Raw genomic sequence first — 14,924 nt, forward strand, 5'->3', positions numbered from 1 at the left:
TTGACCTAAATAGTTATAACATAATTAATTAATTTTTTCAAGTTAGTAATTAATTTCAGATGAAATAAAATATCCATCTTTCTCTTCAAGAGTTATTAATCCTTTTCTTATCTAAACTTGAATTATACTATTTTTATATTCTAGTGTATTCTATAAACCATTTATTTCAATTTCAAGATAACTATTTATATCTCTCGGCATTTCTAAAAACTTCTTTTTTCCTAATAAAGCTTTTGTAAATTCTTCTATTGTACAACTCCAATCATCATAGTCTCCAAACCAATCTATAAAATCTACTTTATTTTTATACATATAGTAATCCATTGTTTCCGTTCCTGCTTCATAACAAGTTAAAATACCTTTTTCTAATTTGTCTATAATTTTGAGTGATTCATTTATACCTTTATCTGAAATTATAAACAATAATCTTCCTAAATATATCGAATATCCTATATTATATTTTTTCGCATCTACTATAGCACCTGAATTCATATACATTTTCCCAACAGGGTCTAATTCATAACAAAATTTCATTTTCATTTTATACCTCCTTCATAAATAGGCTATCCTAATGTATGATTATGATTGGTATATCCTTGTATTTGTATTCTTAACTCTAATTTTTTAAATATATATCATAATTTTTTCTTTATATTCCTTTAATTCTTCTTCTGTCATTTTATTTAGTATTTTTAACTTAGAAAATTCATTAACAAAATATTTAAATAAAAATCTATCTTTCATATTTAATATTTCTATCAAACGATTTTTGTCTTGTTCTTCGCAATATTTTTCTATAAATTTTCTTAATATTGCATATTCTTCTATCCAACCTTTCATAATGTTACCTCTTTTCTCTTAATATTAAATCTATTCTTGGATTTGGTAAAATATCCAATTTATCATATTTTATATCCATTTTATCAACAGGAAGCAATTGAAAAGCACCACCTTGACCATGTTCGGGATACGACATAGTAAACGGTTCCAACTCTTTTCCGGTATCTCCCTTAGTATACTGAATTAATTCCTGATTAGATTTTTCGTTTATGAAGGCTGTACTGTGATATATCTTGTTAGAAACTTTCTTGTGTTAAGCTACCTGTCGTAAAAATATATTTTTGTCTAAAAATTTTCTTTAAAGTTTTCAAACATTTCTTGAACTTCATTATTATTATAAATATTTTTATAGGCATCAACTATAATTTCAAGTTCTTTTAAAAAATCTTCTTTTGAAATTCTTTCTACATTCATTTCATCCCTATTATCTCTATATCGTTCAAAATTTAATTTCTCACCTTTTAAACTTTTATTTTCAATATCAAAATTTTTCTCTTTGTATAAAAAGCCAACATTTCCAAAACTTTCATATTCTAAATCTTTTGAATAATATTCTATTTTAATATCATTTTCTATTTCTATTCTATATATTTCAGAATATTTTTCTTTTTCTTCAATTTGAAAATAATCAACTCCATTTATTCTAAAAATTCTCTTTTTGTTAAGCATAAATTCTTTTAATCTATCTTTTCCAAGAAGACAAGAAAAAAATTTCTTTTTTATATTAATATCCCAATAATTTATATATTTTGTATAACAATTAATAAACTCCAAATTATATTTATTTTCTTTCTCGTTATATTTTAATAAGAAATTTCTTAATTTATCTCTTTTAAATAAATTTTCTAAATCAACATTTATTCTAAAATTTTTAAATTTTTCCATATATTCTATATAATTATGCAATTCTTGTTCAACAAAACTTATTAAGTTAGCATAACTAGCGATATTTTCAAAATAGTAAATTAAAAAATAAGAAAAAAGTTCTTCATAACCATAATAAACTCTAATTTCACTATCAGAATTACACTCAGAAATATATAATGCTGTTTCATCGGTTTCATTCCAGCCATTATTAATATACATACCTTGACCTTCAACTATTGTAGTTTTTGTTGAATTATCTTCGTATATATTTGAAACTACATATGGAAAATTTCCTATTTCCTTAATCAATTTTACTAAAAAATCATATTTACTTATTTTTAATATTGAATAACTATCGGTTCTTATTTTTTTGATTTTCATGTCTTTTCCCCTTTTTTTACTATTTAATTTCCGTGAAAATAGTACCCATCTATTTCTATTCCCCCTGTTGAAGCATCAAATTTTATATTAACTCTTATTTTTTGATTATTAATTTTTATATCCAAAGGGACATTGCGATTTGGATTACTATATGCTCGTTGAACATCATTTGGTGTTATAACATTTTTAACTTCATTAATAACTTATTTAGTTAAATCTTCCGTTTTGTATATCCTAGTATCGTATACTGTTTTAGGATTTTTTACAAATTCTCTATATTCCACAACACCATTATTTAATTCAACATTATAAATATTATTTTGATTTTCAAATATTCGTTTTACAGAAGTTACGGTATTATTTACACTCCATTTTAACACCTTTACTTAAATCTCTATTTAAAAATAACTTTTACTTTATTTTCATCGAAATTCCCGAAACTACAAAATACGCTTCATCAGCTTTTTCTGCAACAAACTGATTCATTTTTCCAGCAATTTCACGAAAATATCTTCCAAGCGGATAAACGGGAACAAGGCCCATTCCCACTTCATTTGACACAATTACAACATTTTTAAAATTTTTAAAAATTTCAAACAAATTTTGAACTTCCTTTTCCACATTTTTATCACATTTTTCCAATTGATTTTTTTCAGGTTTTTCCCAATCTATTTCTTCATTTTCAAAAATAATATTGCTTATCATATTCGTCAAACAATCTACAAGCATATTATTTTTTTTATTTTCATTCATTACTTCTTCCAAACTTTGCGAAAAATTTTTATAACATTCAACTGTAATCCAATTATCTTTTCTTCTCGCTTTATGCAATTCAACTTTTTTTTGCATTTCTTCATCAAAGACAACCGAAGTTGCAAGATACACATTTTTTTGCTTTCCATCATTCAAAGATAAAAGTAAATCTTCCGCAAATTTACTTTTCCCACTTTTTGCTCCACCTGTCACGTAAATTATTGCCATTTTTCCCCTTCCTAAAAATTTTTAGCTTTTTATTTAATATTCATACTTTTTGCTATATCCTCTTGGAGTTATAATCTTCCCATTTTTCACATAAGTATTTGAATTTCCAATTATCACAATTGTGAGCATATCTATTTCATGTTTTGTCATCTCTTCTAAAGTCGTCACAACATATTCTTCATTTTCTCTTCTCGCATTTCTAACTATCGCAACTGGAGTCATTTTTGGCTTATACTTTAGCATAATCTTTTGCGCTTCCTCAATTTGTGTAACTCTCCCTCGACTTTTCGGATTATAGATACTTACAACAAAATCCCCTTGTGCCGCAAGTTCCAATCTTTTTTTGATAAGTTCCCAGTCTGTAAGTAAATTACTTAGGCTAATTGTCACATAATCGTGCATAACAGGAGCTCCCGTTATTGCAGCAGCCGCATTTGTAGCTGTAACTCCTGGTATTACTTCGACTTCTATTTTGTCATCCGCAATTTCTAACATAATTCCAGCCATTCCATAAACTCCAGCATCTCCACTACTGATAAGAGCCACATTTTTCCCATCTTTTGCCATCTTCAAAACATCTGTACATCTGTCAACTTCTTTCATCATCGAAGAACTCACTATTTCTTTATCAGGATAATATTCTTTTACCAAATCCGTATAAGTTTTATATCCAACAATAACATCACTTTTTTCCATCGCTTCATATGCTCTAAATGTCATATCTCCTTTTTTCCCAGGTCCAATTCCTACTACATAAATTTTCCCATTTTTATTCATTTTTTTCTCCTAAATTACTATATTTTAATAAATTTTTATTTTATTATTTTTAATCTCTTCCACCATATTTCGCTTCAATATTTTTATAATTTTCTCCCAATATTTCATTTACAAATTTAAAAAAATCTAAATTTTCATTTTGACCTGCAAAAACTGTTAATATTTTATCTTCATTTTTATCATCGTAAACATAAAATTTATTGTCTTTGCTGTCAGTTCCTTTTCTTAAAAATACTCCTTCTGAAATTTCTTCATCTTCTTCTCTTTTTCCAAAAATAAGAATTCTAACAATTTTTTCTTTTTCTTTCAAATCTTTTAATTTTATTTTTTTCTCAAAATCTTTATTTTTTCCTAAAAAAACAAGTTTACAAGTTAATCCACTACATCCAAATGTCCAATCGAAAATCTTTTTCTCCTTGTCTATTCTCGTTTCGATATAGTCAAATTTTTTTTGATTAACAATTTGCTTTATTTGTTCATCATCTGAGAGTGATTCAAAATTTTTTCTCTTTTCTTCTAAATAACTATCGTTTTCAATAGTTTCACCCTTTTCCGAATTTTCCATAATCCTTTTAAACATTTCAGTGCCTTGAAGTTTTTTTGTCAATTTTTCAAGTTTTGTAATTTCTTTTTCTGACATTTCTCCAAAAAATCCTTTCAAAGCCATTGTCATCTGAATTGTCATAACAGTCATCATTTCCTTATTTTTATTATATTCCGCCACTTCCTTAGAAATCTGTTTATTCGCAATTTTATTTATAAAATCATTGACCATTCCTTCAGTATCACCTGTAACCGCTTTTAGAATACCACCAATCATAAAAAAAGTTAATTGATCAGAATAGGCTTCTTCATCAGAAATTCTGTATTTTTCTAACAAATTTTTATTATCAAGTATTTTATCAATTTCATCTATTTTTTGCGTTATTTCATCTATTTTCTGTTTCATTAACTTAGAATTTCCATCTTCTTTTATATTTTCCGTTTCTTTTGATATATATTCAAAAAGAGCTATTCCCTTCAAATAATACTGATTATCGCTAATCTTTTTAACTTTTTCAAAATACTCATTTTTTATATTTTTGTTTTCAGAACAATTCCAGAAATCCCTTCCCAAAACGAAATTTTTTCTATCTTCAGGAATATTCATTTTCAAATATTCTGAAACATATTTTTTCTTCTGAGGATCATTTGGTATTCCAGTCACAAAATACGATTCTATCAATCTTTCCAAGGCGATATAATTTCTTTTATCTTTCAGATAAAGTTTTTCCCATTCATCCTTACTTTCAGTTGCCCTTTTCCCGTCTCCATCTTCTTCTACAAATCCTTCTCCAAATTTCTTATCCAATTTTACAGTTTCATCAATTATTTCTTGTTTTACACCTGCTTTTGACAAATCTTGCTGGATTTTTTCCTTCATTGTTAAGGCGGCTAAATTTAGATTTATTAAAAAAAGGACTATGATTAGAAATATTTTTTTCATGTTATTTTCCTTGTATAATATAGTTACATTATACAAGCTCCTTTCTTTAAATTTCTTATATTGATTATATATTTTTTAAATCTATTTTTTATTTTAAATATTTTTATAATTTTTTTTATTTCCACAAATACCTATCAATTTTTTTACTAATTTTATATAAAAATAGCAAATTTAAAATCATCAGAAATCCAATTATTATAACACATAAAATTAAAATAACTAAATTAATTTCTTTATTTAAAATAACATTCCAGATTATTAAAATTCCTAAAGGGAAAATTATAAAAGAAGTCCGACTTCCTGGGGAAAACTTTCTATATCTAAGCGCATCATACATATGAGGTACTAAATGTGCAATATATACAATAAATAATGACAGTACTATTTCATACATACTAATCTCACTTGCTATAAAAAGTAATGTTGATAAAATTATAAATTCTTCGGCAATCATTAATGAAATTGTTTCTGTAGATGGATAATTCCCTTTTTTCTTCATAAATAATTCATTTTTCATATCTTTTACAACTTTATTTTTTTCTATAAATTTTTTTATAAAAATTATTTCTTCAAATTCGTGTATCATAAACAACACTATTGCTATAAATGACAATTTGTATATTTCCATTCTCACATTTCCTCCTCAAAAATTGAAATCGTAACTTCTCCCAGCTTCACTTTTTTCACCAAAAAATTTCCTTTTCTGCTCGAAGCTAGATAGGCACAAGGCTCAGAAACTCCGTACACTCCGATTTGATTTTTTACAAATTCTGAACGCTCTTCAATTAAATTTTCTACTTCCAAAATTTTTTCTTTTTCAAAAAATTCTATTGGAATATTTAATTCAGTCATTGCTTCTAAAAGTCCAATTTCATCAGATTTTACCCAAGCGGATGCGGCTTTTTTTATCGAGTCCATTTCTAAATTTTGAGTTTCCATTACATAATTTATTTTTTCGATAATTTTTTCTTTTGGTGTATTTCTTTTGCAGCCGATTCCGAGAATAATATTTTTGGGAATAATTTTAGAAATTTCAATATTTTTTCTGTTTGAAACAATTATTGCTCCAGCACAATTTTTATTATTTTCTACGATATTTTTTGGCAAATGAATGCTCACATTTTCTCCGTTTACGATAAGCGAAGTAACTCTTTTGGCATCGTCCAAACTTTCCAATTTTGCTTTAATTTTTTGCGACAATGTGTCAACCGCAATTTTTCCACCAACATCAGAAGCAGTTGTAATTACTGGGATTGCTCCAATTCCATCCGCAATCTTTCTACATTCTTCATTTGCCCCTCCAAGATGTCCTGAAAGCAATGAAATCACAAAATTAGCGTGGTCATCAACTGTAATAACAGCTGGGTCTGTGTCCTTGCTTTTAAATTTTCCTTCAATAATTCTCACAACTGCTCCAGTCGCCGCAACGAAAATATGTAAATCATATTTATCAAATGTTTTTTCTAATAAAATCGGCACTCGCTCATTTATCACAAATAAATTTTCCACATTTTCACTTTCAAGATTGAGCATATTTGCCACTCTTTGTGACACATAAATATGCAAATTTTTATAAACATTGTCTCGTATTTTTAGACAGGTTTCATATCCGTTTTTGCTTACGCAATATACTGCTGTTCTCATTTTTTCTCCTTTTTTGTTAAATTTATTCGAAAATTTTAAAATAATATTTCAAAATAACTCTTATATTTTTAATAATTAGATTATTTTTCTAGTTCTTTTATTATTTTATAAAGTTTAGTTTTTTCTAGTTCATTTACAAATTGTTTTCCTTCTTCTTCATCAATTGAAGTTACCACTGTTATTAGCAACAAATATGTACTTTCTGGTACAATATTATATCTTATCGCATCTTCTGTCATTTTTTTATTATTTGCAATATTTTTTAAATAATAATTTTTTATTTCTTCTCTAGTTTTCAAATCAAGTCCTTTTGATCCTTTCGAATTTTCTTCCATTAATTCATAAATTTTTGAAGCATGAATCAAAAAATTAAAATTATAAACAAGTTCATCTACAACGCCAAATTCTCTTTTATTTTGTTCAGATTGAAAAAAATCTTCTACAATTTTGAGATTTTCAACTTGGTTCTTAGAATTTTTTTCAATTTCTTCCAAATCCTTTTCATTTGTTGCCAAATCCTCAACAGTATCACTAAATTTTTTACTTCTACTTAATAAATCAATATCTGTGAGAACGATCTCTATCAATTTATAAACAGCCGGTCTGTCCTTATATTTTTCCTTAATTTTATCAAAATATTCTTGTGCTTTTTTCTTTTCTCCAATTTGATAATAATAAAATCCACTCATGCTCCAAGATTCAAAATCGGTAATATCTTTTTCTTTCAAATTTTCTTCAAGCAATTTTTTAGCTTTTAAAATACTTTGCGTATCACCTTTTATTGAATATATTGAAATCAAATATTGTTTAATTTGAATATTATTTTTATCCTTTTTTAATAACTTTTCTGCTTTATTAATCAAACTATTGATTTCATTTTTTTGTGGAATAATCGACATTCCACCTTTTGAATACAACAAGAATTCTGATGTTTCATCAATTATGCTTTGTTTTACTCCCCTTTTTGAAAGCGTTTCCTGAACACATTCCCTAAGCGTGTATGCATTTGCTCCTAAACTTGTTGCTAAAAAAATTGTAATTGCATAAATTAATTTTTTCATAAAATTTTCTCCTTTTTTCTATTTTTTAAATCTATAATTTTAATCTTTTATACAATAATTTCTTTTCTTTTTTTGGTATTTTACTTTTTTCTATAATTCCTTTAGATTTTAAAATTTCCAAAATTTTCTTTTTATCATCCGATTCAAAATGAATAAAATCTTCGATTAATCCTTCATATTCTGGTACTTTTCTAAATACATATTTTTTTAATACTAATTTAGAAAGTTTACTTTTTAAAAGTTTTATCCAATTTTCTATCAAATCTGATTTTTTAATTTCTTGTATTTCATTTTCAACTATTAGTTCTTTCGTATAAGTTTTTCCCAAAATGCTATCTATAAAATATTTAGATACTTTTTTTACACGAAGATAAACTATTCTCTGCTTTATAATAAAATATATAATAAATATTAAATTTAATCCTAAAAGTTGATAAAAACTCTCATAACTAAAATTCTGATATTTTAAATGATAAATTAAATAAATGATTGGTTCAAAAAATAAATAACAATTTGTCATTCCTGATGAAAAACCTCCTTCTATCTCTTTATAATTTATAAGTGCATCCCAATCTAAAATAAGGAAGATTATTCCTATAACTAATGAAATTATCCAATAATTAATTTGTAAACTTCCCATTAACATAAGCATAATTCCTGTAAATTGTAGACATAAAGGAATTAAAGTTATATAAAAAACATAGCCTGAAATTGCTTCATTACTTATTTTTTTCATTTTATATTTAAACATCATATTTTCTATATTTAAGAAAAATTGTTTTGAAAAAATCCAATTTTTTAAAATATTTTCATTACTATTTATACATAAACCCAAAATTTTATTATATTTTAGAAAAAAATATTTTTTAATAAATTTTTTTATCCCTTTTTCTGAATTGGCTTTATATTCTTTTAATATTTCCTCCAATTCACTTTTACCATTATTCATAAGGTTATATTTAAAAAAATCTTTTTCAAATTTATTTTGATTTAAAATTTTATCTATTTTATTCGCAAATCTCGAATTATCAGTTTCAACACACTTATCACCTTCAAAAATCAAACTGTAAATTTTATTTATATCTTGTGTCATGCATTCTTTTTTCAATTTATCAAAAAAATTTTTTCTTTCCAAAAAGGAAAATGAAATATTTGATGATTCATAATATTCTTTTAATAATTTTTCTACCTCACCATTTTTAAAATATTGAAATTTTTCTATTTCTAAGTTTGTTTCCTCAACTACTTCATCAACATCATCTTCTTCATAATCATTTATTGATAAATAATATTCAGGATAAAATTTTTTCAACGCTTTGTAATATTTATTATATTTTTCTCGATTCCAAAAAATTATATCTTTAAAATATTTAAAAATTTTAAATAATTTTATTTTCATAAATCCCTCTAGTCCATAAAATTCTACACTTCCATCTCAAACACATTAATCACAGGCGTTTCATAAGGATGAACCTCCTTAATCAAATAATACGCTAACTCACAAAATTCTTTTTTCACTCTAAATTTCATAATTTTTTCATTGGCAACACTTGATTTTCCAATTTCTCCATCAAAAGGATTCCCACCTTCCAAAGTTTTCCAATGTCCAATTCCATCAATTGTAGAATAAACATCTGCATAAAATCCTTCTGTCAAAAGGTTGTACTTTTGTAAGTTTTCCACAATTTTTTCCACATAATTTTCTGGAACAAAAACTTCAAAACAGCTATATTTTTCTTTAAATTCTAATTTTGAACTCAATAAATCGTCGTTTTCATAGTTTAAAGTCAAATAAAAAAATGGTGTATTTTTAAACAATAATTCTAAAAATATTTTGTCGCCCTCCCACAATTTTAAATCAAAAATTTCTTTTTTACGAATCCATTTTAAGTTGCCTTCATCACATTCATGCTGATTTCCTGAAAAATCTGAACTTGTGTAAAGATACATAAATAGCGGCTCATCATCGTTGTAATTAAAAATCACAAGTCCACGAAATTCATAACTATTCAATTCGTAGCCAGTTTCCTCTTGAACTTCTCTTTTTAAGCACTCTTCAGGTGTTTCCCCAGCTTCCAATTTCCCGCCAATTCCTAGCCAGTTTCCTTTATTTATATCATTTTCCTTTTTAGTCCTGTGTAGCATCAGATATTTTTCATCTTTTTCTAAATAACATAATGTCGTGATCATTTTTATCTTCCTTTTTTTATTTTATTTATAAAATATTATACCATATAGTTACGTTGATTTAGAATAGTGTTAGAAAATTTTAATACAAAAAATATGACATAGCAAAAAAAGAGAACTTACTTTATTAGTTAGTCCTCTTTTTTATATTATTCTACGGAAGTGTTCGATTAAGTTTTTTGAAATTTTTATTTAGTTTTCTAATTATGTTGTTTTTTTTTACAAGTTAAATTTCCTGAAAGTTGAAATTTAATCCCAATCTATCACCTGTTGAAGTATATTCTCTAAATTTATAAATCAATGGTTTCCATTTTTGTGTATCAATATGTGTATCATCTTTCAATATTTTCTCATCAACGAAAATTCCTTGTATTTCACAAGTTACAATGGCAAACCAGTCTTTTTTTACTATATTTTCTACTTTGGTTTCTATATGAATCGGACATTCTTTTATTCTCACAGAATCCACCGTTTTTCCTCTTAATTCAGTAAATTTAGCAACCTTAAATTTATCTTCACAATATTCATATCCCATTTTCTGCTTTATTTCAGGTACTTCTATATCACCTGTAAATTTTTCGATTTTTTTTACATTTTCATATAAATTTTTATCAGGAATATTAAAAGTTACATCTGAGCCCATTTCAATATTTTTAAAACCTTTATTTCTCAATCCTATTCCTATGACTATTGTTTTTCCAAGTACAAAAGAAGAGGATAGCGGTGTTATATTACTTTTACCACTTTCCTTATCTTCTGTAGTCATCAATAATACTGGAAATCCATAATATAACCCATCTTTATCTAATTTTTTAAACATAAATATCACTCCTAATATCTGTAAACTTTTTTATAGATTTTAATTATACTGTAAAAATCTTTTTTTCATTTTTGAATATTCTAAATCTACACTTTTCTTTTTTTCAATTATTATTCATTATTTCAATTTATTCAACATTTTTTCCACTTCTTCTTCATCCTTAAATTTCCATTCATTCCCAACTTTATTTAATTGAACGGTTACTTTTTCTGTCGTATAATTTTTAGGATTTTTCATTCCTTCTTTTAACATTTCTTTCGATATTTCCATAACAACTTTTAAAGCTTCACTATCACTTAATTCTTTTCCATATTTTTTTAAACATTTATTTTCTATCTCTTTTTTATTCAAAATTTTATCCACATCTGGAGCAGTTACTTCATAAGTAACAAAAGCCTTTGTATTCGATATATATTTTATATTTTTTATATCAAATTTTAAACCATCAGACAATTCAGAAAAAAAACTAAAAAATCCATTCATTATTGATTCCTCTGCTTTTTTCTCCTCTTCATCTTTAATTTCCCTCATTTCATTCTGACCGATTGATGGCATGATTTCTTTTATAAATCTTTTTACATCCTCGTTTACTGTTCTTTCAATCTTCTTGTTCTCCACTTCAATCTGTTCCGCAGACAATGTAACATTTTTACCTTTTGTCACTTGATAACCTTGTCCAAAAATTTGCAACGAAAGTGCAAATAACATAATCACTAATAATTTTTTCATCTAAAATTCTCCTTCTTTTCTTACTTTATCAAAATTTTTATATTTTTATTCTTCAACCCCTCTTCTAAACTCATGTGAAAATGTCTTATCATAAAGTTTAGATTTAGAATATTTACCCCCCATAAAGTTTCCAACCAAAATTTGTGCAGTTTTCGTAATTTTCTCATCTTTCACTTTTTGAGCAATGTTTTCCAATGTTCCCATAACGATTTTCTGATCTTCCCAAGTTGCTCTTTGAACAATTGCAATTGGCGTTGTTTTATCATAATGTTTTAATAATCTTTTTACAACTTCATCAATCATTTGTACAGATAAGAATATTGCCATTGAGCATTTGTGTGAAGCTAGGCTTTCTAGACTTTCTGTTTCTGGTACTGGAGTTCTTCCTTCCAATCTTGTACAAATTATTGTCTGACTCACATCAGGCAATGTGAATTCTTTTTTTATTGCAGCAGCGGCAGCCACAAATGAACTCACTCCTGGAATTACTTCATACTCAATCCCATATTCATCCAGAATATCCATTTGTTCCCTTATTGCACCATAAATACTTGGATCCCCAGTGTGAACCCTTGCTACCAATTTTCCCTTCTTCTGTGCCTTTATCATAACTTCCATCACTTCATCCAGAGTCATTGAAGCAGAATTATAAATTTCAGCTCCATCCTTGTGACACTCGACAATTTCCCTATTTACAAGCGAACCTGCATAAATAATAACATCCACCTTTTCCACAATCTTTTTCCCTTTCACTGTGATTAAGTCAGGATCTCCTGGTCCCGCTCCTATGAAGTATACTTTTTTCATAAAATTACCTCTTTCTTTTTTTATTAATTTTCTAGTTTTATAGTGTTTCATTTATTTCAAAAATTACTGACATCTCTGTATTCAAATATATTTTTTCATTTTTTTAAAAAATGCTGCCTAGACTTTCCCATTTTCAAGATAAACTATTTTTTTTAAGTTACCATCTTGTTACCTTGTAATAAAAATGTGCCTTCTTCACAATTTTTCTATTTTAAGCTATAATTAACATAGTTAGCTAACTCGAAATAAATTATATTTGGAGGAAATTAAAATGATTGATTATAATAAAATAGTGAACTACTCCCGCTTTTAGAAGCGGGAGCTTCTTGGGAAGTATCTGCTTTTGCTAGCCAAATATATTTACCAAGCTCTTCGGGTAGTTCCTACCCTGTCTTCTTTTATTTTCTTAATATTTCAACATCGCTTTTCCAATGTTTCTTATATTCAATGCCGCATTGTAATCTCTATCAATTTCAATCCCACAGCATTCACATTTATAACTTCTTTCTGATAATTTCAGCTCCTCTTTAACGTTTCCACATCTACTACAAGTTTTCGACGATGGAAACCACTTATCTATCTTCAAAAATTGCTTTCCTAAAAACATCAGTTTATACTCAACCATCCTCAAAAACATTCCCCACCCATTATCTCCTATACTTTTACCAAAATTTAATGCCTGGCTCATCCCTTTTATATTCAAATCCTCAACAACCACAGCATTATATGTTTCAGACAATTTTTTCGATAATTTATGTAGAAAATCTCTTCGACAATTTTTGATATACTCATGTAATTTTGATATTTTCTCTTTTTGCTTATACCAATTTTTAGAAAATTTCACTTTTCTTGATAATGATTTCTGTAATTTTTTCAATTTTTTCTCCAGCATCCTAAAATATCTTGGATAATCAGCCCTTTGGTTTTCAGAACTGACAAATAATTCAGACATTGAAAAATCAAGTCCAATCACTTTATCATTACTTGGCATTTTTTGAATTTCTTTTTCAAATTCCGTCAAAACAGAAACATAGTAATTTCCATTACTGTTTGTCAATGTTACTGACTTTATCTTGTAATCCTTCGGTATTTCTCTATGATATTTTAATTTTACTCTTTTCAATTTTGGCAAAACCAAATATTTATTTTCCTCAATTCGTATCGAATTATTCACACAATTTGTCGTATAACTTTTAACACTATTCTTTTTAGATTTGAACCTTGGAAACTTTGCTCTCTTCTGAAAAAAGTTCGTAAACGATCGTCTTACATTTAATTGAGCATTTGAAAGTGCCAGACTATCTACTTCTTTCAAAAATTGGTTTTCACTTTTTAAACTGGCAGGTGTAATTATTTTATTTTTTCCAGTCTCTTCATAAATTTTATTCGCAGTGTACAAAATTGTATTGTAAACAAAACGGACACATCCAAAAGTCTTATTTATCAATAATTCCTGCTCCTTATTTGGGTAAATTCTGTATTTGAATGCTAAATTATATTTCATAAAATTACACCTCCTTTTGATTTTGAGTATTATTTTTAATTATTTCTTTAGAAATTTATCATTAAGATTTCTCTTCGATATTTTATACAAAAATTGTATCATAGACGTATCCTTTTTTCAATTTTTTTACAAAAAAAGCAATTCATCTCCTACTTATAGAAGTCATAGAAGTCGGAGACTTCTTGCTATCTTTCTGTTAAAGAAAGTGTTATTTCAACAGAACACTTCGGTAATTCTTTTTTATTCATAATTATCATTCTCTATTCTTTTTAATTTTATTTTCTTATCATACTCCCTCAAAATCTTTTCCACCTCATTTTCAAGTGCTTCCTTATTAGGAATATACAATGTGTATTTTGAAGCAAAAATCTGATTAGAAAGCCCACCTAGTGCGTATCTCTTTCATAAAATGCTCTTTCTTTATCATCAGATATACTCAAAATCTCACAATAATGGGACCAGCTTAATTTGCCAGACAGTGTCTGGCAAATTGGATACTTCAAATAAAATTGCCTCATATTTTGTAAATTAGATCTCGAAAAGCCTTTTCCATACTCTTTTGTCAATTTTTTTGACAATTCTTTTAAAAGTCTTTTCCCATATTCTGCTCTCTCACTATTTTCCTGTTCATCTTCTATAATAATTTTCCCAATTTCCCAATAAGTCTGCACAAGAATATTATTAATCTTTACAGACACCTGTTTCCTTGCATTTTCCATCAATTCTTTGATTTGCAAATAAACCATGTTACTTTCAATTCCTTTTTCAATTTTATTCATTTTTCTCCCCCTATTTATATTAAATTCTAAAAATAATTTATAATTTATCAAACATATTTAA

Annotated in this window: 18 protein-coding genes; all 18 read right to left on the reverse strand. The window is 26.4% G+C overall.

Translation table 11 applies throughout. The features are described from left to right. Positions 1-150: 150 nt before the first annotated feature. Positions 151-540, reverse strand: coding sequence for a hypothetical protein (locus BCB68_RS01420; RefSeq protein WP_094079202.1), 390 nt, complete (start codon positions 538-540; stop codon positions 151-153). A gap of 84 nt (positions 541-624) precedes the next feature. Further along, positions 625-840 (reverse strand): hypothetical protein, encoded by a 216-nt coding sequence (locus BCB68_RS01425; protein WP_094079203.1) that lies wholly within the window; start codon positions 838-840, stop codon positions 625-627. Positions 841-844: 4 nt separating this feature from the next. Continuing rightward, a complete protein-coding gene (locus BCB68_RS10470) occupies positions 845-991 on the reverse strand; it encodes a hypothetical protein (protein ID WP_155825980.1) in 147 nt (48 codons plus the stop codon). Positions 992-1,125: 134 nt separating this feature from the next. After that, positions 1,126-2,088 (reverse strand): hypothetical protein, encoded by a 963-nt coding sequence (locus tag BCB68_RS01430; protein ID WP_094079204.1) that lies wholly within the window; start codon positions 2,086-2,088, stop codon positions 1,126-1,128. A 203-nt stretch (positions 2,089-2,291) separates the two neighbouring features. Continuing rightward, the gene (locus BCB68_RS10475) at positions 2,292-2,468 is read right to left on the reverse strand and encodes a hypothetical protein (RefSeq protein WP_157697340.1); all 177 of its coding nucleotides are present in this window, start codon (positions 2,466-2,468) and stop codon (positions 2,292-2,294) included. 31 nt (positions 2,469-2,499) lie between these two features. Next, entirely contained in the window at positions 2,500-3,069 is a 570-nt protein-coding gene (cobU, locus tag BCB68_RS01435; RefSeq protein WP_094079205.1) for a bifunctional adenosylcobinamide kinase/adenosylcobinamide-phosphate guanylyltransferase, read from the reverse strand. 33 nt (positions 3,070-3,102) lie between these two features. Further along, complete coding sequence (cobJ, locus tag BCB68_RS01440) at positions 3,103-3,846, reverse strand: precorrin-3B C(17)-methyltransferase (protein ID WP_094079206.1); 744 nt, start codon at positions 3,844-3,846, stop codon at positions 3,103-3,105. 49 nt (positions 3,847-3,895) lie between these two features. After that, the gene (locus BCB68_RS01445) at positions 3,896-5,269 is read right to left on the reverse strand and encodes a hypothetical protein (protein WP_237048671.1); all 1,374 of its coding nucleotides are present in this window, start codon (positions 5,267-5,269) and stop codon (positions 3,896-3,898) included. A 178-nt stretch (positions 5,270-5,447) separates the two neighbouring features. Beyond that, complete coding sequence (locus tag BCB68_RS01450) at positions 5,448-5,960, reverse strand: HXXEE domain-containing protein (protein WP_094079208.1); 513 nt, start codon at positions 5,958-5,960, stop codon at positions 5,448-5,450. Positions 5,961-5,962: 2 nt separating this feature from the next. Next, entirely contained in the window at positions 5,963-6,976 is a 1,014-nt protein-coding gene (gene cbiG, locus BCB68_RS01455; RefSeq protein WP_094079209.1) for a cobalt-precorrin 5A hydrolase, read from the reverse strand. Positions 6,977-7,056: 80 nt separating this feature from the next. After that, positions 7,057-8,037: a tetratricopeptide repeat protein gene (locus tag BCB68_RS01460; protein WP_094079210.1), complete on the reverse strand. Its 981-nt coding sequence runs from the start codon at positions 8,035-8,037 to the stop codon at positions 7,057-7,059. 31 nt (positions 8,038-8,068) lie between these two features. Then, positions 8,069-9,436: a hypothetical protein gene (locus BCB68_RS01465; RefSeq protein ID WP_094079211.1), complete on the reverse strand. Its 1,368-nt coding sequence runs from the start codon at positions 9,434-9,436 to the stop codon at positions 8,069-8,071. 23 nt (positions 9,437-9,459) lie between these two features. After that, positions 9,460-10,227, reverse strand: coding sequence for an NUDIX domain-containing protein (locus BCB68_RS01470; protein WP_094079212.1), 768 nt, complete (start codon positions 10,225-10,227; stop codon positions 9,460-9,462). A gap of 223 nt (positions 10,228-10,450) precedes the next feature. Further along, on the reverse strand, positions 10,451-11,044 hold the full coding sequence (locus BCB68_RS01475; protein WP_094079213.1) for a flavin reductase: 594 nt from the start codon (positions 11,042-11,044) through the stop codon (positions 10,451-10,453). 117 nt (positions 11,045-11,161) lie between these two features. Continuing rightward, positions 11,162-11,773, reverse strand: a complete 612-nt coding sequence (locus BCB68_RS01480) for a hypothetical protein (protein ID WP_094079214.1) — start codon at positions 11,771-11,773, stop codon at positions 11,162-11,164. Positions 11,774-11,818: 45 nt separating this feature from the next. Beyond that, positions 11,819-12,580, reverse strand: a complete 762-nt coding sequence (cobM, locus tag BCB68_RS01485) for a precorrin-4 C(11)-methyltransferase (protein WP_094079215.1) — start codon at positions 12,578-12,580, stop codon at positions 11,819-11,821. A gap of 406 nt (positions 12,581-12,986) precedes the next feature. Beyond that, positions 12,987-14,084 (reverse strand): RNA-guided endonuclease TnpB family protein, encoded by a 1,098-nt coding sequence (locus BCB68_RS01490; RefSeq protein ID WP_094079216.1) that lies wholly within the window; start codon positions 14,082-14,084, stop codon positions 12,987-12,989. 386 nt (positions 14,085-14,470) lie between these two features. Then, positions 14,471-14,863 carry a DUF1016 N-terminal domain-containing protein gene (locus BCB68_RS01495; RefSeq protein WP_094079217.1) on the reverse strand — a complete coding sequence of 131 codons (393 nt, stop codon included), beginning with the start codon at positions 14,861-14,863 and terminating at the stop codon, positions 14,471-14,473. Positions 14,864-14,924: the final 61 nt, after the last annotated feature.

It is taken from the genome of Leptotrichia sp. oral taxon 498 (genome assembly GCF_002240055.1).
In the GTDB taxonomy this organism is placed as follows: domain Bacteria; phylum Fusobacteriota; class Fusobacteriia; order Fusobacteriales; family Leptotrichiaceae; genus Leptotrichia; species Leptotrichia rugosa.